Source organism: Pantoea sp. JKS000250 (assembly GCF_003201065.1).
Classification (GTDB): Bacteria; Pseudomonadota; Gammaproteobacteria; order Enterobacterales; family Enterobacteriaceae; genus Pantoea; species Pantoea vagans.
Genome location: NZ_QICZ01000001.1, coordinates 942,840 through 962,392 on the forward strand (window position 1 = coordinate 942,840; position 19,553 = coordinate 962,392).

Genomic DNA, 19,553 nt, shown 5'->3' on the forward strand with positions numbered 1-19,553 from the left:
GTTAACAGCCCTTGCTTCATTAAAGGTGTAATGACGCTAAACGCAATATTTCGTTCTGCGTGGTCGTTTTGGTATCAACTATGCCTGCTACCAGACCATTACTCATTACCAGAATACGATCGGTAATGCCTAACAGCTCCGGCATTTCGGATGAGATAATAATGATGCCTTTTTCTCTTTTCGCCAGCTCAGCAATCAGCTGGTAAATTTCGAATTTCGCACCAACATCAATACCGCGAGTTGGTTCATCAAGCATCAGGATTTCAGGCTGGGTCAATAACCAGCGGCCAATAATCACTTTTTGCTGGTTACCGCCCGAAAGCGAACCAATTTGTGTATGATGACCTGGCGTTTTTACGCGCATTGAATCGATAACCCATTGGGTATCACTCTTCATGCGTTTATTATCCAGCAGTCCCATACTGTTTTTATATTTTTTAATATTGGAAATAAGCGAGTTAAAACCAATATCCAGGTAAGCATAAATACCCGTTGAACGCCGCTCTTCAGTCACCAGCGCAAAACCGTGGTTAATCGCTTCATTGGCGCTGTGATTATTAATCGGTTTGCCATGCAGTTTAATGGTGCCGCCCGATTTCTCGCGAATGCCAAACAGCGTTTCGACGATATCGGTACGTTTAGCGCCCACCAGCCCGGCAATGCCGAGTATCTCCCCTTTACGTAAATCAAATGAGATGTCGCGAATCGATGGCTGACGCAGTGACGTCAGATTACGCACCTCAAGAATCGTCTCGCCTGGCACGTTGGTACGGTCAGGGAAACGCTGGTTCAGTGAACGGCCGACCATCATGGCGATGATCTTATCCATATCCAGCCCTTCCAGCGGCTGAGAGGTGATCCACTGCCCATCACGCAGAATTGTGATCTCATCACACAGCTGGAAAATCTCTTCCATCTTGTGCGAAATATAAACAATACCGCAGCCGCGATCTTTCAGCTTACGAATAATCGTGAACAGGTGATTCACCTCTTTCTCGGTTAACGAGGAAGTTGGCTCATCCATAATCACAATTTTCGCGTCGTAGGAGAACGCTTTGGCAATTTCAATCATCTGCATCTGCGACACAGAAAGATTAGCCACTTTGTCACGCGGATCGATATCGATATCCAGCTCGTCAAAAATCGCTTTGGTGTCCTGGTACATTTTATCCTGATCGACAAAGAAGCCTTTGCGCGGATAACGCCCCAGCCACATGTTGTCCATCACGGTACGCTGCAGAACCAGGTTTAATTCCTGATGCACCATCGATACGCCATTTTCCAGCGCCTCTTTAGAGCTTTTATAGTCAATCTCTTTACCCTGAAACAGGATACTGCCGGTATCTTTTTTATAAATACCAAACAGGCATTTTAATAAGGTGGATTTCCCGGCACCGTTCTCGCCCATTAATGCATGAACAGAGTGAGGCCGCACTTTTAAATTCACATTATCTAACGCTTTAACGCCGGGAAATGATTTCGAAACATTCGTCATTTCCAGCAAATATTCTCGCTGCGCGGTCGTGTTATCACTGGCCATATTTTACCTGGCTAAAAAACGGTGGTGACATAAAAAAGGCGCGACAGCGGTCGCGCCCGTAATCGATCTTATTTCGAGAACTGAGACAGATTTTCTTTATCAACCGGCACGTAAGGAACGCGGACGATCTTATCGACCATCTTGAAGTTCGTTCCGTCGGTTGCCGCTTTGCCGTTCGCCAGGTTGTTGGCAATATCCAGCGTCGCTTTCGCCTGGTTTTCCGCATCGTTCAGCACGGTACCGGCCAGCGCACCGGATTTCACCAGCGCCAGCGCTTCTGGCAGGGCATCGACACCGAAGACCGGAATGGAGGTCATGTTGTGCGCTTTCAGCGCTTCAACGGCACCCATCGCCATCGCATCGTTGTTGGCAATCACGACTTCAATTTTCTTGGCGTTCGGGCCTGACAGCCACGCATCCATCTTATCTTTGGCCTGTGCAGTGTCCCACATCGCCGTATCCATCGCTAACTGCTGTGTCTTCAGACCATCTTTGTTCAGCGTGTCGATGACATATTTAGTACGGGCTTCAGCATCCGGATGGCCTGGCTCGCCTTTCAGCAGGACGAACTGAATGGTGCCATCTTTGTTCAGATCCCAGGCTGGGGTCGCTTTCCAGTGCTTCTCGATCAGCTGACCCTGGATGATGCCAGACTCTTTGGAATCGGTACCGACATAGTAAGCTTTGTCATAACCGGCCAGTACTTTAGCGTTCGGTTCTTTGTTGAAGAAGACAACCGGCACGTCGTTGGCACGCGCTTTGTCTACGATGACGGCAGCGGCAGCCGGGTCAACCAGGTTAATCGCCAGCGCTTTCACGCCTTTTGCCATCAGCACGTCAACCTGATCGTTCTGTTTGGACTGGTCGTTCTGCGAGTCATTCATCAGCAGTTGTACGCCACCGATCGCTTTCGCTTCTTTCTCGATGTCTTTGCGCACCATTGACATGAAGTTGTCATCATATTTGTAAATGGTCACGCCGATACGGGTGTCAGCTGCGTGAGCGGTTGCACCAAACATCATGCTGGCAACCAGTGCTGTAAGCGTGAAAACCTTCTTATTCATGGTATCTCCGGTTTTATTATGCAGGGTCTTTTTAGCGCTGACGCCAAATGTGCGTGAGCGCAATTGGTAAAACAGATCGGCGCGCTGGCTAACATAATGAAGATGTTAAGCCGTTAAACGCCGTCTAAAACCTGACTTCCCTGTGCCAGAACGCTTCCATGAAGAGGGTATAAACCCTTTAACCGGCTACTGAGACCACAACTGATGCCGTTACACTGGCGTTACATAATGTTTCAGTCCGGTAAGACGCTGCCATCATAGTGAGGGCAATGTTAATTAACTGTGAATACAATCACAGATTGAAAACGGTTACATGCCTGAATCGCCTGAATTAGTGACGGACTCCACATTTTGCCGCTGCGCCACCGAATGACGCCGCACCAGAGTTGGCATAAAGATGTGGGTTGCGGTGTCATCAAGCAGTCCGGCTGCGCCCTGCAGTGCCAGCTCAGTGGCAATTTTTGCCATAGATACAATGGGATAGCGCACAGTGGTTAACTGCGGATCGGTGTAACGGGAGATGGGGATGTCATCAAAGCCAATGACAGAAAAATGCTGTGGCACCTGGATGCCGTTGTCTTTCAGCGCAGTGAGGGCGCCAGCCGCCATGCCGTCGTTATAGGCAAACACCGCAGTCAGATTGAGGTTACGCCCCAGCAATTCCACCATCGCCGCTTCGCCCCCCTGCATGTCTGGCTCTGCGCTGGCAATCCAGCTCTCCTGCGGCCGGATGCCCTGCTCTGCCATCGCCTGCATCCACCCTTCACGGCGCTGCGCGACATCCTCGATGGGATGGCTGGAGCAGAGATAGCCAATGCGGCTATGCCCCTGTTGCAGCAGGGTTCTTGAGGCCATCAGCGCCCCGGTGACGTTATCCAGACTGACGCTGCGGTGTTCGAATCCTGGGACGATGCGGTTAATCACCACCATGCCAGGCACGTGCTGCATAAAGTCCGCCAGCTCCGCGTCCGGCAGCGTTTTCGCGTGAACCACCAGGGCGCTGCAGCGCTGCCGGATCAGCACCTCGATAGCATGACGCTCTTTCTCTTCCTGATGCCAGGAGTTGCTGATTAACACATGCTTGTGCACGCGCTGCGCCACGGTATCCACTGCTTTAACCAGCGCCCCGAAGAAGGGATCTGAGACATCCATCACCACGACCCCGATCGTATCGCTGACCTGCGTCGCCAGCGCCTGGGCGTTGGCGTTGGGGCGATAGCCCAGCGCCTCAACCGCCTGCAACACGGCGTCGCGGGTGTCAGAGGTCACGGCGTTGCTCTGATTGAGAACGCGCGACACGGTCGCCACTGACACGCCAGCCTGACGGGCAACATCACGAATAGTTATCATGCAGCAGTTCCAGAAAGGAAAAATAGGGCATCACGCCGGGTTGAACACCGGCGCTATTCTGTCAGGGGCAGGAGGCGTACAGCGTGAATTGCGTCACATCAATGAAAACGGTTACATACAATTCTGTAACCTTTGTGATGGCGGTCATTATCTGGCGTTGTCGGTAATGCGTGATTTGCCGGCTGAGAGCAGCGTAAGTCGCCGCCACAGCCATTCCAGCGGACCCTGGGCGAAGAAATGTAACCAGATGAGTGAAAACAGGATATTGATGAGCCACACCGCAGGCACAATCATCACCAGTTCCAGCCGGGTGAAATGCATATAGAAGCCAAAGCGATAGAACAGCGTGGTACAGATAAGCGTTTGCAGCAGATAGTTGGTCAGCGCCATACGGCCCACGCACTGGATGGCGTGGCTGATGCGCCAGCGCGAGATCAGCGGCCAGTACGCCAGGCAGAGCGCGGCATAGCCCAGGCTAATCAGCGGGCTGGCGAGATCGCGCGGAGCCTGCAGGTAAAAAGCCGTCCAGCGGAATTCCCAATGTAACAGCCATTGCGCTGCCACACCGGCCACCGCAATGGAGAAGCCCATTGTCAGCAGCAGGGCCGCCGCCTGACGATAGTGGCGGAGAGGAAACTCCCCTGTCAGCCAGCCGCTGCGCAGCAGTGCGCCACCAATCATCATTAAGCCCGCCAGCTGCCAGCCATACTGCGCCGCCAGCGCCATCAGCCCTGACGAGAGATGGTCCAGCCGGTTCTGTATCGCTTCCCAGCCGCCGGCGAGTTTCCAGTACTGCTCATATTGCAGATCGGCTGCGCCCGGCAGCCAGGATCGCGTCGGTTCGGGATCGGAGATCGACCCAAACACCAGCAGCACGCCGCAGCCCACCAGATAGAGCAGAATGCCGGTATTCATCAGGCTGCGGGTTGAAGGCACATCACGCAGCACCCGCCAGACCACCAGCCCGATAATGCCGTAGTCCAGCAGGATGTCGCCCTCCCAGAGAAAGACACCATGCAGAAAACCGATGAGTACCAGAATGGAAAGCCGGGCTGTCAGCCAGCGACTGCCGCGCGGCAGCTGCATTTGCAGACCTGCGCCAAACAGCAGTGCAAACAGGGTGAGGAATTTGAGCTGAGCAAAGACGTCAGAGAGTGCCCAGGTCCAGACATCGGAGAGGCTGACGCTGCCCTGCCAGGCCGGATTCAGGTAAGCAGCAGAAGGCAGGCCGAAGCCGACAATATTGAGCAGCAGGATGCCGAGAATGGCACATCCACGAATGAAATCCAGCGCGTGATAGCGTTGTTGCATGCGGCACCCTGCATTGACGACGCGGGCAACATCATGTGCCCACCGTTAACTCAACTATGGCGTACCGCGCGCAAAAATTCCTGGCGGGTATTCTGACTGGACTTGAACAGGCCGCCCAGAGAGGTCGTGGTAGTGGCGCTGGTGGCATCTTTTACGCCACGCGCTTTCACACAGTAGTGCACCGCATCAATCGAGACCGCAACGTTGTTGGTGCCCAGCAGCGTCTGCAGTGCAACCAGCACCTGCTGAGTCAGACGCTCCTGCACCTGCGGGCGCTGGGCGAAGAACTGCACGATGCGGTTGATTTTCGACAGGCCAATCACCTTTTCCTTGGGAATATAGGCGACCGTAGCTTTGCCATCGATGATCACAAAGTGGTGTTCACAGGTGCTGGTCAGGGTGATATCACGCACGGTCACCATCTCATCAACCTTCATTTTATTCTCAATGACGGTGATTTTCGGGAAGTTGGCGTAATCGAGACCGGAAAAAACCTCATCCACATACATTTTGGCGATGCGATGCGGCGTTTCCATCAGGCTGTCATCTTCAAGATCCAGATTCAGCAGCTGCATGATTTCCGTCATGTGCCCGGCAATCAGGCTTTTACGCGTCTCTTTATCTATGTCGCGCGTCGGTGCACGTAACGGCGTTTCCAATCCACGCGCCAGCAGCGCTTCGTGAACCAGGGCAGCTTCCTGACTTAGGGTGCTCATTTACTCTTCTCCGGCTGGTGTTGCGCCCGCAAGCTTTTGCCTGCGGGCCCTGTAATCAGGCGCGTATTGTGAAACTTTCTTTGCGGGGAATCCAGCAATCAATCAGATTGGTGATGAAAGCTTTTCACTCACTTCTTCGCCAGACCAGCAGGCCCGCCCAGACAAGGCTGGCCCCGGCCACCCATAGGGCAGGCTCCAGCCGGTGTAACAGGGCAGTAGAGAGAAAAGAGAGCAGCGGACCGACCAGCTGACCCACCGCGTAGCCGGTGGTCAGCAGGCCAGCCATGTATCGCAGATGGTTGGGCGCCAGTTCACGGGCGCAGAGCAGCGAGAGCTGCACCACGCTGAGGAAGCCGCCGCCTACCAGCAGCGCACCGGCCAGCAGACCACTAAAGCCTGGCAGCAGTGCCGCAGCAAAAACGCCCAGTGCCTGCGCCCAGAGTACTATCGCCAGACGGACGTGACTGTGCCCCCAGCGCCGCGTCAGGATCCCCAGCACGATGCCGATCATCGCCGCGCCGCCAAATATCGGCCAGACAAACTGCGCGAAGATACCGTCAGGAAAACGCGTAGCGGCCATCTGCGACAAAAAGGTGGCGGGCAGGATATAACCAAAGCCCGCCAGACTGTAACTCAGCACCAGACGTTTCAGGTTGCGATCCAGCACCAGCGGCTCCGGTGCCTGATACGGGCGATGCAGTTCGCCCCGACGCGGCAGGTTACGCGTAATCAGCGCAATCAGCAGCAGTGCCAGCGCACCGTAAGCGGCCCAGGCCAGACCGGCGGAGACCTGCCATGTGTGCAGCGCCACCCCCAGCAGACCGCTGACAAAAATGCCGCAGCCCGGCCCGGCAAAGACGGCCGCCGACAGCCCTGCCCGGCCATGCCGATGCAACTGTTCGTTACTCCAGGCCGCCACCAGCACCATCGCCCAGCCACTGGCCCAGCCAATCAGAAAGCGTATCGCACCGTGCAGCCATGGACCGGTTGCCAGTGCAGAGAGCAGCGTCAGGATCACTGCGCCCCACACGCCCGCCTGCAAACGCAGCTCTACCCGCCGGTGCGCGCGCATGGCATCAAAAGAACCACACAGATAGCCAAGATAGTTGAGCGCAGCGACCAGGCTGGCACTCGTGAGCGTCAGCTGGTGCGCCTGAATCATCAGCGGCACCTGCGGCGTAAAAGCGAATCGCCCAATGCCCATCGCTACAAATAAGGTTAAAAACGCGCTGAGCGCGACGCGTAACGCCATTGCTGAACTCCTGTTGTTCTGCCCTGAGATCTCTTCTGACTTGCTAACAGCATGCAGGATGATTAAACTCACGGAAAGTGAATAATATTAACCAACTTGTTTACGGGAAGAGAAGATATGGATTTAGTTCAGCTGCGTATGTTCTGTTCCGTCGCCGAAACGGGTTCCCTGGCGCGCGCAGCCGAACAGCTGCATCGCGTTCCCTCTAATCTCACCACGCGGCTGCGCCAGCTGGAAGAAGAATTAGGTGTGGATCTCTTTATTCGTGAGAAGCAGCGCATTCGCCTGTCACCGATGGGCCATAATTTCCTGAATTATGCGCAGCGTATTCTGGCATTAAGCGAAGAAGCGATGAGTATGACGCGCACCGGCGAACCGGCAGGCAACTTTGCGCTGGGCTCTATGGAGAGTACCGCAGCGACCCGCCTGCCTGGTCTGCTCGCCGCCTATCACCAGCGCTTCCCTAAAGTGGCGCTGTCGCTGATTACCGGCACCTCGGGCGAAATTATTGACCGGGTCCGCGAAGGCACCCTGGCTGCCGCGCTGGTGGATGGGCCGGTTTCCCATGACGATCTGAATGGCTGCATCGCGTTTCGCGAGGAGATGGTGCTGATCACCGGACTGGATCACGCGCCTATTACCACGGCGCGCGATGTGCAGGACGACACCCTGTTTGCCTTCCGCAACAGCTGCTCTTACCGGGTGAAGCTGGAGAGCTGGTATCGCGACAGCCAGACCGCGCCCGACGACGTGATGGAAATTCAGTCCTATCACGCCATGCTGGCCTGCGTGGCGGGCGGCGCAGGCGTTGCGATGATCCCGGCTTCGGTGCTGAAGCAGATGGCAGACCGATCGCGGGTACAGGCGCATACCTTACCTGCGGCTTATCGCGACACCGCCACCTGGCTGATGTGGCGACGCGACGCCTTTACCCCGAACGTTGAAGCGCTGAAATACCTGATTATTGAACAGTTTGACGATCGTCCGCTCAACGATGAGTTGATCCAACCATTACAGGCGGCGGAATAATCGTTTCACGCTATGTTTAAACCATAACCACACGACGCCATCGCGCGTCACAATCTGACTGGAAGAGGGATTGCATGAACATGATCAAAACCCGTGCCGCTGTTGCCTGGGCCGCTGGCGAACCGCTGAAAATCGAAGAAGTGGATTTGATGCCACCGCAAAAAGGCGAAGTGCTGGTGCGCATTGTCGCGACCGGTGTCTGTCATACCGACGCCTATACCCTCTCCGGCACTGACCCGGAAGGCGTTTTCCCGGCGATTCTCGGCCATGAAGGCGGCGGCATCGTGGAAGCCGTGGGCGAAGGCGTGACCAGCGTAGAAGTGGGTGACCATGTCATTCCGCTTTACACGCCAGAGTGTGGCAAATGTAAATATTGTCTGTCGGGCAAAACTAACCTCTGTCAGGCGATCCGAACCACCCAGGGTAAAGGTCTGATGCCGGACGGCACCACCCGCTTCTTCAAAGATGGTAAACCGATTTTCCACTATATGGGCACCTCGACCTTCTCTGAATACACCGTCATCCCGGAGATCTCACTGGCGAAAATCAGTAAAGAAGCGCCGCTGGAAGAAGTTTGCCTGCTGGGCTGTGGCGTCACCACCGGCATGGGCGCGGTAATGAACACCGCCAAAGTGAAAGAAGGCGACACCGTGGCAATCTTCGGTCTCGGCGGCATTGGTCTTTCTGCGGTCATCGGCGCCAAAATGGCGAAAGCCGGACGCATCATTGCAATCGACCTCAACACCAGCAAATTCGATCTGGCGCGCAAACTGGGTGCCACCGATCTGATTAACCCGAAAGATTACGATAAGCCGATTCAGGATGTGATTGTCGAGCTGACCGACGGCGGCGTGGACTTCTCATTTGAATGTATCGGTAACGTCAACGTAATGCGTTCCGCGCTGGAGTGCTGCCACAAAGGCTGGGGCGAGTCTGTGATTATCGGCGTCGCCGGTGCCGGTGAAGAGATCTCTACCCGTCCGTTCCAGCTGGTAACCGGTCGCGTCTGGCGCGGTTCCGCCTTTGGTGGCGTGAAAGGCCGTTCACAGCTGCCTGGCATTGTGCAGGATTACCTTGATGGTAAGTTTGCCCTGAACGACTTCATCACCCACACCATGCCGCTCGAAGAGATCAACGACGCCTTTGATTTGATGCACGAAGGAAAATCGATTCGCTCGGTCGTGCACTTTAACAAATAATCAGGAGGCGTTATGGCATCCACTCTGGAGCTACTGGAAGAACACCGTATTTTTGGCGGCTGGCAGCAGCGCTGGCGTCATCAGTCGGCCGTGCTGAACTGCCCGATGACCTTCAGCATCTATCTGCCTGAGCCGCACGGTGATGCGCCGCCGCCGGTGGTCTGGTTTCTGGCCGGGCTGACCTGCAACGATGAGAACTTCACCACCAAAGCGGGCGCGCAGCGCGTGGCGGCGGAACTGGGTCTGGTGCTGATTATGCCGGATACCAGCCCGCGCGGCGAAGGCGTTGCCAACGATGAGGGCTACGATCTGGGTCAGGGCGCGGGATTTTATCTCAATGCCACTCAGCAACCCTGGGCCACGCATTTCCGCATGTTCGACTATCTGAGCAGCGAACTGCCCGCCCTGATTGCCGACAACTTCAAGGTCAGTGAACGTCAGTCGATCATGGGTCACTCCATGGGCGGACACGGCGCGCTGATGCTGGCGCTGCGTCTGGGTAACCGCTTTGCCTCGGCGTCTGCGTTTGCGCCGATTGTGAACCCGATGCAGGTGCCGTGGGGCCAGAAAGCGTTTCAGGCCTATCTGGGCGATGACCAGGCAGCGTGGCGGGAATATGACAGCTGCCAGCTGATGGCGGAGGTGTCGCATCGTCTGCCAGTCCTGATCGATCAGGGCGACAGCGATCAGTTCCTGGCCGATCAGCTGCAACCGGAGCGGTTAGAGGAGATCGCCAGAGAAGTCGGTTTCCCGCTGACGCTGCGTATTCAGCCGGGTTATGACCATAGCTACTTCTTTATCGCCAGCTTCGTGGAAGATCATCTGCGCTTCCATGCACAGCATCTGCTGGCGTAAATCATCAGGGCCGCAATTGCGGCCCTGAACTTTTGTGCATCCTGTACTGCCGCAAACGCTGGCTCAAGGCCAGCCCGATTCTCAGACCAGTGCCGGTCCGGTCAGCCCGTCGATCATCACCTGCGGAATGCCGCGCGAGCAGTGTTCGATACGGCCATTCACGCCATACACCTTCGCCAGCGTAGCAGGCGTGATCACCTTATCCGGCTGCCCTTCCGCTACCAGCGCGCCCTGCTTCAGCATCAGCGCGTGTTGCGCATGACGCAGCGCGATGTTGATGTCATGCACCACCACCACCGTCACGATGTTGCGCTGGGCCGTTTCGCGGCGGACCAGATCCATCACGTGGAACTGGTAATTGAGGTCCAGCGCGCTCAGCGGTTCATCCAGCAGCAGCAGCTTAGGGCGACGGATCAGTGACTGTGCCAGTCCGACCAGTTGCTTCTGACCGCCGGAGAGCTGATCGAGGTAACGCATCGCGAGATGCGCAATCCCCAGCTGTTCCAGCAGATGCATGATTTCCGCTTCGCTGCTGGCGCTGTGCAGTCCACCGGAGGCACGCTGCGCCACAATGATCGACTCCAGCACATGCAGATGCACGCCCGCAGGCAATGACTGCGGCAGATAGACCACGTTCTTCGCGCGGCGGGCAAACGGCTGGGTCATCAGATCTTCACCGTTGAGCCACATCTCACCCTGACCTTTATTCAGTCCGGCCAGCGCACGCAGCAGTGTCGATTTACCGCAGCCATTCGGTCCGAGCAATACGGTAATTTCCCCGCGCGGCAGCGGTGCCACGTTGAGATTTTCAATGACTTTATGTTTGGGATAACCGGCACTGAAGCCGCGTAACGTCAGACCCTGTTCCATCACACTGTCCCCCGATGACGCAGAATAATACTCAGGAAGAACGGCACGCCAATCAGTGAGGTGACAATGCCGACCGGGATGATCACACCGGGGAGCAGGTTTTTCGAGGCGACCGACGCCAGCGATAGCACCAGCGCACCAACCAGCGCACTGGCGGGCAGATAGAAGCGGTGATCTTCACCAAACATCATGCGGGCAATATGCGGTGCCACCAGACCGATGAAGCCGATTGGGCCAACAAACGCCACGGCCAGCGCCGAGAGAATGCTGATACGCAGCAGGGTGGTAAGGCGCAGACGACGTACATCAATACCAAAGCTCACCGCACGATCTTCACCCAGACGCAGCGCCGTCAGCTTCCAGCTGCTCATCATCGAGAACGGCACCAGAATGGCCAGCGCGACGGTCAATACGCCCAGCTTCTCCCAGGAAGCACGCGCCAGGCTGCCCATGGTCCAGAACACCAGACCCTGCAGGGTGTCTTCGCTGGCGATGAACTGCATCATTGAGACCAGCGCATTAAAGGTAAAGACCAGCGCAATACCGAACAGGACTACGCCCGCCGATGAAACCTGCGTCCAGCGGGTCACGGCATCCAGCATCAGCGCGGCAAACAGCGCAAAGACAAAGGCGTTGGCAGAGATTAACCACTGATCAGGAATGCCGGGGATACCCACACCGAGGATGATCGCCAGTGCAGCACCAAACGCCGCCGCCGAGGAGACACCGAGTGTAAACGGGCTGGCCAGCGGGTTGTTCAGGATGGTCTGCATTTCTGCACCAGCCAGGCCCAGTGACAGCCCTACCACCAGCGCCATCAGCGCATAGGGTAAACGAATGTCCCAGACGATAACGCGGGTGCCGGCATCCACGCTGTCAGGGCTGAGCAGCGTATTCCACAGCGTATCAAGTGAGAGTCCGGCCGGACCCAGCGTGAAGTCGAGGATCAGCGAGGCGACAATGGCCACCAGTAATACGCCAATCCAGATCAGGCGGCGGCGCAGCACCTGATGGTAATTTTGCATGGTGTGGTGAAGCGTCTCTTCCCCCGCCAGCAGCGAAGTTTCGGTAGTCATGTTTGAACCCTGTGTGGCTATCACGTCAGAAAACGCAGCCACAATAGTGCAGGTGATAATAATTATCAATTCGTGAAGGTAAGCGAGACGTGAAAAAAGGGTAAAAAACGGTGTTGCAGGCGGGAGAATGGCTCAGTGAGCCTGCGCCTTTCGCAAAGACGCAAAACCCGCCATCCCTGGCGGGCTCAGCGCGGACCATCCCTGGCCCGCTATGCTTTGCTACAGGCACAGGCTCCCATCGCTTCACGATTCCTGCGGCCTGCCAGAAATGCGGCAGGCACCGTGCGCAGGAGTCAGCGCACAGAACTAATCTTTATGAACCGGGAACTCCATCTCGCTGTACTTCACGAAACGGCTACCGCGCGTCAGCTTGTAACCAAACCAGATAATCAGAAACAGCGGAATACCGATGTAGGTTGCTGCTACGCCGTACCAGTCGATGCTGTCGTTGAGGAAGGCCTGATAGTTCTGACCCAGCGTGATGATCAGGCAGAGCACGAAGGCAAAAATCGGTCCCAGCGGGAAGAAGCCGGAACGGTATGGCAGATCGTTCAGGTCACGTCCCTGGGCGACATAACCGCGACGGAAGCGATAGTGGCTGATGGCAATACCCAGCCAGGCGATAAAACCGGTCATGCCTGAGGTGTTCAGCAGCCACAGATAAACTTCCTGATTGCCAAATTTTGAGGTCAGGAAGCACAGCCCGGCCACGACGGTGGTCGCCCATAAGGCATTGCGCGGCACGCCGCCGCTGGAGAGCTTCGCGAAAATACGCGGCGCTTTACCTTCAGAGGCCAGGTTGTACAGCATGCGCGTTGAGGCATACATACCGGAGTTGCCGGCAGACAGCACCGCCGTCAGGATCACCGCATTCATCACCGCTGCCGCAGAGAGCAGACCCGCGTTGCGGAACACCAGAGTGAATGGGCTGACGCTGATATCGTCAATGTCGTTGTGCAGTAATTGCGGATCGGTATACGGCAGAATCAGGCTGATAATCAGGATGGCGAACACATAGAACAGCAGGATACGCCAGAAAATCTGCCGCACGGCACGCGGAATATTTTTTGCCGGGTCTTCAGATTCGCCCGCCGCGATACCGATCAGCTCGGTGCCCTGGAAGGAGAATCCCACAATCATCGCCACGCCAATCATCGCCGCAAAGCCGCCCGCAAATGGCGCATCGCCCACCTGCCAGTTCTGCCAGCCCGCATGCTCCGCACCGCGCATGATGCCGGTGATCATCAGCACGCCCACGATGATAAAGATAATGACGGTGGCCACTTTAATCAGCGAGAACCAGTACTCCGCCTCGCCAAAGCCTTTTACTGAGATGTAGTTAAGCAGGAATATCAGTCCCAGGAACAGCGCGCTCCAGATCCAGCCCGGCGTGTCGGGGAACCAGTAGGTCATCACCAGCTGGGACGCCACCAGGTCAACCGCGATGGTCACCGCCCAGTTGTACCAGTAGTTCCAGCCGAGTGCGAAACCAAAGCCCTCTTCGACATATTTTGCGCCGTAGGTGGCGAAAGAACCGGATACGGGCATGAAGGCAGCCAGCTCACCGAGACTGGTCATCAGGAAGTAGACCATCAGGCCGATCAGCATGTAGGAGAGCAGTGCCCCGCCGGGGCCAGCCTGAGCAATAGTAGCGCCGGAGGCGACAAACAGGCCGGTACCGATGGAGCCGCCGATGGCGATCATCGTCAGATGACGGGCTTTTAACGCACGTCGTAATGCAGGTTGTTGTGTTGTTTTTGAGTCATTATGCATGTGTTAACGCTACGCTGGGTAAAAATGAGGCGCGATTGTAGCAGCCAGACCGCCTCTGTATAGCTGATGCCATACTGTTATAAGTTAAGTTCATGATCGCGCCCGAATTATTAGCAATCACTCACGACAATAGGACAAAAAGCGCGTCAGTGCCTTTGAAATATGCTTCTGCCGATGATGGATGCGATAGAGCGTCCGGGTCAGACGCGGCAACGGAATCGTCAGTTCTGTCAGCGTCCCCGCCTCCAGCAAATCGGCAATCACCCGGCGCGAAAGACAGCTGATGCCCATGCCGTGCCGCACGGCATGCTTGATCGCTTCGGAGTTGCCCAGCTCCATACCCAGTTGAAAACTTGGCAGGTGAGACAGCAGCAGATAGTCGACGATTTCCCGGGTGCCGGATCCGCGTTCGCGCAGGATCCACGGCGCTTCTGCCAGGGTTTTCAGCGTCACCGGCTGTTGCAGAATCGCGGCATCGGGCGCGGCAAACACCACCAGCTCATCTTCCAGCCAGGGTTCGCTGACCAGTTCGGTCATATGGCACGGCCCTTCAATCAGGCCGACATCCACGCGAAAATCGGAAACCGCCTGAATCACATCCTGACTGTTGCCGACGCTCAGCTCCAGCGGCAGACCGGGAAAATCGCGACGATAGGCCGCCATCATGCCCGGCAGCAGATAGTTACCAATGGTGCTGCTGGCGAAGATGCGGATCGCGCCGTTATCCTCTTTAAACAGCTGCTCAATTTCGCCCGCCTGCTCCAGCAGCCCGACCGCACGCGGATAGAGCAGTCGCCCATGCTCATTCAGTACCAGTCGTTTGCCGACCCGATCAAACAGCTGTACCCCGAGCTGACTCTCCAGATCGGCCAGCGCCGCGCTGACCGCCGACTGCGACAGCGCCAGCAGTTGCGACGCCTGAGTGGTAGAGCCGCTCTTCAGCACTTCGGTGAACACTTCGATTTGCCGCAGCGTAATGTGCATCGTCGCCTCTTAACTCAGTGAGTGCCTGACAAGGTAAATGATTAACGCCAGCCAGATCAGCCCGATGACTACCAGCCAGCCTGCCATCTTTTTGCCGCGCGAACGCTGGGACTGCGCCCGCTCGCTGCTGGTGATGCGCACCTCTCGCGGCAGCAGACGCAACAGGATCATGACGCCTGTGGGAATAATCACCGCGTCATCCAGCAGACCGACAAACGGGATCACATCCGGGATGAGATCGATCGGGCTGACCCCATAAGCAACCAACCCCAGCATGCCCAGCTTGTTCCACCAGGGCGTGCGCGGATCGCGAAAGGCGAACCACAGCACGAACATATCTTTTTTGATCAGCGTCGCCCAGCGGCGCAGACGCGAAACTATCATGATTGCTGCCTTATCGTTTATTCTGGTCAATTATAAATATATTATCAATTTCACTTTTAAGCCAGTCGCCCTCATGATCATGACTCAACCACGAGGAGTGACACCATGACCGAACTGAGCATCCCTAAAACGCATCATCCCGTTGCGCTCTGGTTCCCTGGTCTGCTGCTGACTGCCGCGATTGCCGGGGCTGCCAGCTGGCTGGCGCAGCAACCGGCAATTGCAGCAGCAGGGCTGGGTTCACTGACCCTGGCGATTATGCTGGGCATCCTGGTCGGTAATAGCATTTATATGCCGCTGGCGTCGCGCTGCGACAGCGGCGTGGTGCTGGCTAAGCAGAAGCTGCTGCGGCTGGGGATCATCCTGTTTGGCTTTCGCATTACTTTACAGCAGATCGCTGACGTCGGTTTCAGCGGCATCCTGATTGATGCGCTGACGCTGAGCAGCACCTTCTTAGTGACCTGCCTGCTGGGCATCCGGCTGCTGAAGCTGGATCGCGATACCGTCTGGCTGATTGGTGCAGGCAGCAGTATCTGCGGTGCGGCGGCCGTACTGGCGACCGAGCCGGTGGTGAAAGCCGCGCCATCGAAAGTTGCGGTGGCTATCGCGACCGTGGTGCTGTTCGGCACGCTGGCCATCTTTATCTATCCGCTGCTGTGGCCGCTGGCGCATCACCTGTTTCCGGGGCTGAGTGCCGCACAGTTTGGGGTATTCACTGGCTCAACCATTCATGAAGTGGCGCAGGTCGTGGCCGCCGGGCACAGTATTAGCCCGGAGGCTGAGAACAGCGCCGTGATTGCCAAAATGCTGCGGGTAATGATGCTGGCGCCGTTCCTGCTCTGCCTGAGTGCGGTAATCCGCGGCAAACGCAACGCGAGCCAGGCGCGTCAGCCGGTGACCTTTCCCTGGTTCGCCCTGCTGTTTATCGCGGTCGCGCTGTTTAACTCGCTGCAACTGTTGCCTGCGGCGTTGGTGGCCACGCTGAATGCGCTGGCGGGTCTGCTGCTGGCAATGGCGATGGCCGCGCTGGGCTTAACCACCCGTTTTGGCGCGCTGCGTGAGGCTGGCGTTAAACCGTTGCTGCTGGGCGCACTGGTATTTGGCTGGTTAATCGCGGGCGGCGGCACCATCAATCTGCTGGTGCAACATTTTATGGGCTAGCGGCATCGGGTATCATGCCGCTTCACCCGTGCATAGCCCCCAGGAGTAAGGCATGAAATATATTGGCGCACACGTGAGTGCGGCAGGTGGCGTGGATCAGGCCGTGATCCGCGCCCATGAAATAGAAGCCACCGCCTTCGCCCTCTTTACTAAAAATCAGCGTCAGTGGAAGGCCGCCCCGCTCTCCACCGAGGTGATTGATGCTTTTCGCGCCGCCTGCGAGACGTACCAATTCAGTCCGCAGCAAATCCTGCCGCACGACAGTTTTCTGATTAACCTTGGTCATCCGGTTGAAGAGGCGCTGGAGAAATCCCGCGCGGCTTTTATTGATGAACTGAAACGTTGTGATCAGCTCGGCCTGACGCTGCTCAACTTCCATCCCGGCAGCCATCTGCATCAGATTGACGAAGAAGCGTGCCTGAAGCGGATTGCAGAGTCGATTAACATCGCGCTCGATCAGACGCAGAACGTGACGGCCGTAATTGAAAATACCGCCGGTCAGGGCAGTAACCTGGGTTTCCGCTTCGATCATCTCGCCACCATTATTGAGCATGTCGAAGATAAGTCGCGCGTCGGCGTCTGCATTGATACCTGCCATGCATTTGCTGGCGGTTATGACCTGCGCACCGAAGCGGACTGCGAAACGACCTTTGCTGAGTTTGAGCGCATTGTCGGCTTTAACTATCTGCGCGGCATGCACCTGAACGATGCCAAAAGCGCCTTTGACAGTCGCGTTGACCGCCATCACAGTCTGGGTGAAGGGAATATCGGCAAAACGGCGTTTAGCTGGCTGATGAAAGATCCCCGGTTTGATGGTATCCCGCTGATTCTGGAGACCATCAATCCCGATATCTGGAAAGATGAGATTGCCTGGCTGAAAGCCGAGCAGCAGGGATAGAAAAAGGGAGCCAGATGGCTCCCTCAGACCGCTGACAAACCGAAAGCCGGTTGAACCTGGCAGCAACGTATTAGCTCAATGCGCAGGGAACAGGGTCAGAGGAGGAGAGCGTCCCGCCGCCCGGATAAAAACGCCGGGAGCGTTTTTGAACAACGCAACGCGTTGGCCCGTTTACGGGCGCACCTCAGGGATGAGGTGCGTAATCGCGCGGGCCGAGCGTGCCATGGATGGCGGCTTTTGCGTCTTTCCGATCTGACCGTGTTCCCAGTGCCAGCCCGGTCTCACCGCCACCGGGCCCGACTTTGTCAACTGGAATAACAGGGAGCCATCCGGCTCCCTGTTATTTTTACTTCAGCAGATTAGGCACTTCTGCACATCAGGCTTTCGCCAGCTGCTCTTCCGGACGTTTCAGAACTGCATAGCTCAGACCGGCAATCGCGGTGCCGATGATAATCGCCATCAGATAGCCGACAACCGGGGTGATTGCGCCAGGGATCAGCAGGACAAACAGTCCACCGTGCGGTGCCATCAGTTTCGCGCCAATCGCCATGGAGATCGCGCCGGTAACCGCGCCGCCGACGATGCAGCAAGGCAGAACGCGCATCGGGTCACGGGCAGCGAACGGAATCGCACCTTCAGAGATAAAGCAGAGACCCAGAACCAGTGCCGCTTTACCACCTTCCTGCTGCCCTTTGTTGAATTTACGACGGGCAACCAGCGTAGCCAGACCCATCGCCAGCGGTGGCACCATACCGGCGGCCATAATGGCTGCCATCGGTGCATACGTCTGCGAGCTCAGTAAGCCAACGCCAAATGCGTAAGCCACCTTGTTCACCGGACCACCCATATCGGTACACATCATGCCGCCCAGAATCGCACCCAGCAGGACCGCATTCGCCGTACCCATGTTGGCCAGCCAGTGCGTCAGGCCATTCATGATGCCTGCAACCGGTTTACCCACCACGTAGATCATCAGCAGACCGGTGATCAGGCTGGCAAACAGCGGAATAATCAGTATCGGTTTCAGCGCTTCCATACTCTGCGGCAGTTTCACCTTGCCGCTGATCAGCTTCGCTGCATAACCGGCAATAAAGCCTGCGATGATACCGCCTAAGAAGCCTGCATTGATGCTGGTGGCGATCATACCGCCAATCAGACCTGGCGTCAGACCCGGGCGGTCAGCAATAGAGAAGGCGATAAAGCCCGCCAGCACCGGTACCATCAGGGCAAAGGCGCTGCCTCCACCGATTTGCATCAGTGCCGCAGCCAGTGTGCCCTGCTCTTTAAAGGCTGTGATACCAAAAGCGAACGACAGGGCGATGCTCAGACCACCCGCGACCACCATCGGCAGCATGTAAGAAACACCGGTCAGCAGGTGACGATAAGCCCCCGCGCCGCCTTTCTTCTCTTCTTCGCTGGTATTGCTCTGTCCGGCAGCCGCCGCTTTATACGGCTTCGCTTCTGCTACCGCTTTATCCAGTTCCTGCGCGGTTTTCTTCAGCGCCAGACCGGTTGAGGTGCGGTACATCGGCTTACCGGCAAATTTCGCCAGATCGACTTCGATATCAGCAGCGACGATCACCAGATCGGCAGCAGCCACCTCTTCCGGAGTAATCGCATTACCGGCTCCCACGGAACCGCGGGTTTCAACTTTCACCCACCAGCCGCGGCGGGTCGCTTCGGCCTGAATCGCCTCGGCAGCCATAAAGGTGTGCGCCACGCCGGTCGGACAGGCGGTAACGGCAACCACGCGTTTCGGCGCGCCAGTCTGAGCCGGTGCCGCAGCAGCTGCGCCAGCCGGTGTGGCCACCGCAGCGGTTGACTGCCAGGTTTTGGCTTCGGCTTTCGCCCGGTTCAGGAAAGTTTCCGGCTCGCGGACTGCCAGCTGGATATCGCCCAGCCAGACCGCTTTACCGTTCAGCGCCGCATCGTCCGGCACGTTTTTGCCCAGCACGATCGCCAGTTCAGCGTCGGCAGGGTTATCAGTCAGAGTCAGGCCCGCAGCAGGTGCGGCCGCAGCCAGACGTTGTTGCGCCATATAAGCGGAAGCCAGTCCCAGTACAGGGTCTTTAATCAGCAGCGTTTTCATTA

Annotated in this window: 17 protein-coding genes; 5 read left to right on the forward strand and 12 right to left on the reverse strand. The window is 56.8% G+C overall.

The genetic code is table 11. The features are described 5' to 3' along the window. Nucleotides 1-19: 19 nt before the first annotated feature. The 6 genes from mglA to BY447_RS04630 all read right to left on the reverse strand — a co-directional run bounded on the left by mglA (nucleotide 20) and on the right by BY447_RS04630 (nucleotide 7,233). On the reverse strand, nucleotides 20-1,540 hold the full coding sequence (gene mglA / locus BY447_RS04605) for a galactose/methyl galactoside ABC transporter ATP-binding protein MglA (protein WP_013358507.1): 1,521 nt from the start codon (nucleotides 1,538-1,540) through the stop codon (nucleotides 20-22). Between the two features lie 68 nt (nucleotides 1,541-1,608). After that, nucleotides 1,609-2,604 carry a galactose/glucose ABC transporter substrate-binding protein MglB gene (gene mglB / locus BY447_RS04610; RefSeq protein ID WP_033733283.1) on the reverse strand — a complete coding sequence of 332 codons (996 nt, stop codon included), beginning with the start codon at nucleotides 2,602-2,604 and terminating at the stop codon, nucleotides 1,609-1,611. 309 nt (nucleotides 2,605-2,913) lie between these two features. Beyond that, nucleotides 2,914-3,954: an HTH-type transcriptional regulator GalS gene (galS, locus tag BY447_RS04615; protein WP_013358509.1), complete on the reverse strand. Its 1,041-nt coding sequence runs from the start codon at nucleotides 3,952-3,954 to the stop codon at nucleotides 2,914-2,916. A 147-nt stretch (nucleotides 3,955-4,101) separates the two neighbouring features. Next, the gene (yeiB, locus tag BY447_RS04620) at nucleotides 4,102-5,265 is read right to left on the reverse strand and encodes a DUF418 domain-containing protein YeiB (RefSeq protein WP_110330650.1); all 1,164 of its coding nucleotides are present in this window, start codon (nucleotides 5,263-5,265) and stop codon (nucleotides 4,102-4,104) included. Nucleotides 5,266-5,315: 50 nt separating this feature from the next. Continuing rightward, a complete protein-coding gene (gene folE / locus BY447_RS04625; RefSeq protein ID WP_013358511.1) occupies nucleotides 5,316-5,981 on the reverse strand; it encodes a GTP cyclohydrolase I FolE in 666 nt (221 codons plus the stop codon). Between the two features lie 124 nt (nucleotides 5,982-6,105). Further along, complete coding sequence (locus BY447_RS04630) at nucleotides 6,106-7,233, reverse strand: YbfB/YjiJ family MFS transporter (protein ID WP_110330651.1); 1,128 nt, start codon at nucleotides 7,231-7,233, stop codon at nucleotides 6,106-6,108. A 117-nt stretch (nucleotides 7,234-7,350) separates the two neighbouring features. Here BY447_RS04630 and ptrR point away from each other — a divergent pair, with 117 nt between their 5' ends. The 3 genes from ptrR to fghA all read left to right on the forward strand — a co-directional run bounded on the left by ptrR (nucleotide 7,351) and on the right by fghA (nucleotide 10,316). Continuing rightward, nucleotides 7,351-8,262, forward strand: a complete 912-nt coding sequence (gene ptrR / locus BY447_RS04635) for a putrescine utilization regulator PtrR (RefSeq protein WP_110330652.1) — start codon at nucleotides 7,351-7,353, stop codon at nucleotides 8,260-8,262. A 74-nt stretch (nucleotides 8,263-8,336) separates the two neighbouring features. Further along, nucleotides 8,337-9,461, forward strand: coding sequence for an S-(hydroxymethyl)glutathione dehydrogenase/class III alcohol dehydrogenase (locus BY447_RS04640; protein ID WP_010248270.1), 1,125 nt, complete (start codon nucleotides 8,337-8,339; stop codon nucleotides 9,459-9,461). Nucleotides 9,462-9,473: 12 nt separating this feature from the next. Then, complete coding sequence (fghA, locus tag BY447_RS04645) at nucleotides 9,474-10,316, forward strand: S-formylglutathione hydrolase (RefSeq protein ID WP_013358515.1); 843 nt, start codon at nucleotides 9,474-9,476, stop codon at nucleotides 10,314-10,316. An 81-nt stretch (nucleotides 10,317-10,397) separates the two neighbouring features. Here the strand turns inward: fghA and BY447_RS04650 are convergent, their stop codons facing one another. The 5 genes from BY447_RS04650 to BY447_RS04670 form a co-directional block, all read right to left on the reverse strand. Further along, nucleotides 10,398-11,186 (reverse strand): ABC transporter ATP-binding protein, encoded by a 789-nt coding sequence (locus BY447_RS04650; RefSeq protein WP_033783692.1) that lies wholly within the window; start codon nucleotides 11,184-11,186, stop codon nucleotides 10,398-10,400. Continuing rightward, nucleotides 11,186-12,262: a FecCD family ABC transporter permease gene (locus BY447_RS04655; protein WP_003854131.1), complete on the reverse strand. Its 1,077-nt coding sequence runs from the start codon at nucleotides 12,260-12,262 to the stop codon at nucleotides 11,186-11,188. The genes BY447_RS04650 and BY447_RS04655 overlap by 1 nt, the downstream gene beginning before the upstream one ends. Nucleotides 12,263-12,568: 306 nt before the next feature. Beyond that, nucleotides 12,569-14,035 (reverse strand): amino acid permease, encoded by a 1,467-nt coding sequence (locus BY447_RS04660; protein WP_110330653.1) that lies wholly within the window; start codon nucleotides 14,033-14,035, stop codon nucleotides 12,569-12,571. A 117-nt stretch (nucleotides 14,036-14,152) separates the two neighbouring features. Further along, a complete protein-coding gene (yieE, locus tag BY447_RS04665; RefSeq protein ID WP_003854133.1) occupies nucleotides 14,153-15,019 on the reverse strand; it encodes a DNA-binding transcriptional regulator YeiE in 867 nt (288 codons plus the stop codon). Between the two features lie 9 nt (nucleotides 15,020-15,028). Then, nucleotides 15,029-15,403: a YkvA family protein gene (locus BY447_RS04670; protein ID WP_107319948.1), complete on the reverse strand. Its 375-nt coding sequence runs from the start codon at nucleotides 15,401-15,403 to the stop codon at nucleotides 15,029-15,031. Between the two features lie 105 nt (nucleotides 15,404-15,508). Between BY447_RS04670 and BY447_RS04675 the strand changes: the two genes are divergently transcribed. Both BY447_RS04675 and nfo read left to right on the forward strand, forming a co-directional pair. Then, on the forward strand, nucleotides 15,509-16,564 hold the full coding sequence (locus tag BY447_RS04675; protein WP_110330654.1) for a YeiH family protein: 1,056 nt from the start codon (nucleotides 15,509-15,511) through the stop codon (nucleotides 16,562-16,564). A gap of 52 nt (nucleotides 16,565-16,616) precedes the next feature. Next, nucleotides 16,617-17,462, forward strand: a complete 846-nt coding sequence (nfo, locus tag BY447_RS04680) for a deoxyribonuclease IV (RefSeq protein WP_110330655.1) — start codon at nucleotides 16,617-16,619, stop codon at nucleotides 17,460-17,462. Nucleotides 17,463-17,838: 376 nt separating this feature from the next. On the opposite strand, the gene fruA is transcribed toward nfo, so the two are convergent. Further along, nucleotides 17,839-19,551, reverse strand: a complete 1,713-nt coding sequence (gene fruA / locus BY447_RS04690) for a PTS fructose transporter subunit IIBC (protein WP_013358522.1) — start codon at nucleotides 19,549-19,551, stop codon at nucleotides 17,839-17,841. Nucleotides 19,552-19,553 lie beyond the last annotated feature (2 nt).

What these genes read in the sequence shown, in the direction of transcription:
- mglA (WP_013358507.1), bottom strand. Translation starts at nt 1,540, where the DNA reads ATGGCCAGTGATAACACGACCGCGCAGCGAGAATATTTGCTGGAAATG.
- mglB (WP_033733283.1), bottom strand. Translation starts at nt 2,604, where the DNA reads ATGAATAAGAAGGTTTTCACGCTTACAGCACTGGTTGCCAGCATGATG.
- galS (WP_013358509.1), bottom strand. Translation starts at nt 3,954, where the DNA reads ATGATAACTATTCGTGATGTTGCCCGTCAGGCTGGCGTGTCAGTGGCG.
- yeiB (WP_110330650.1), bottom strand. Translation starts at nt 5,265, where the DNA reads ATGCAACAACGCTATCACGCGCTGGATTTCATTCGTGGATGTGCCATT.
- folE (WP_013358511.1), bottom strand. Translation starts at nt 5,981, where the DNA reads ATGAGCACCCTAAGTCAGGAAGCTGCCCTGGTTCACGAAGCGCTGCTG.
- BY447_RS04630 (WP_110330651.1), bottom strand. Translation starts at nt 7,233, where the DNA reads ATGGCGTTACGCGTCGCGCTCAGCGCGTTTTTAACCTTATTTGTAGCG.
- ptrR (WP_110330652.1), top strand. Translation starts at nt 7,351, where the DNA reads ATGGATTTAGTTCAGCTGCGTATGTTCTGTTCCGTCGCCGAAACGGGT.
- BY447_RS04640 (WP_010248270.1), top strand. Translation starts at nt 8,337, where the DNA reads ATGAACATGATCAAAACCCGTGCCGCTGTTGCCTGGGCCGCTGGCGAA.
- fghA (WP_013358515.1), top strand. Translation starts at nt 9,474, where the DNA reads ATGGCATCCACTCTGGAGCTACTGGAAGAACACCGTATTTTTGGCGGC.
- BY447_RS04650 (WP_033783692.1), bottom strand. Translation starts at nt 11,186, where the DNA reads ATGGAACAGGGTCTGACGTTACGCGGCTTCAGTGCCGGTTATCCCAAA.
- BY447_RS04655 (WP_003854131.1), bottom strand. Translation starts at nt 12,262, where the DNA reads ATGACTACCGAAACTTCGCTGCTGGCGGGGGAAGAGACGCTTCACCAC.
- BY447_RS04660 (WP_110330653.1), bottom strand. Translation starts at nt 14,035, where the DNA reads ATGCATAATGACTCAAAAACAACACAACAACCTGCATTACGACGTGCG.
- yieE (WP_003854133.1), bottom strand. Translation starts at nt 15,019, where the DNA reads ATGCACATTACGCTGCGGCAAATCGAAGTGTTCACCGAAGTGCTGAAG.
- BY447_RS04670 (WP_107319948.1), bottom strand. Translation starts at nt 15,403, where the DNA reads ATGATAGTTTCGCGTCTGCGCCGCTGGGCGACGCTGATCAAAAAAGAT.
- BY447_RS04675 (WP_110330654.1), top strand. Translation starts at nt 15,509, where the DNA reads ATGACCGAACTGAGCATCCCTAAAACGCATCATCCCGTTGCGCTCTGG.
- nfo (WP_110330655.1), top strand. Translation starts at nt 16,617, where the DNA reads ATGAAATATATTGGCGCACACGTGAGTGCGGCAGGTGGCGTGGATCAG.
- fruA (WP_013358522.1), bottom strand. Translation starts at nt 19,551, where the DNA reads ATGAAAACGCTGCTGATTAAAGACCCTGTACTGGGACTGGCTTCCGCT.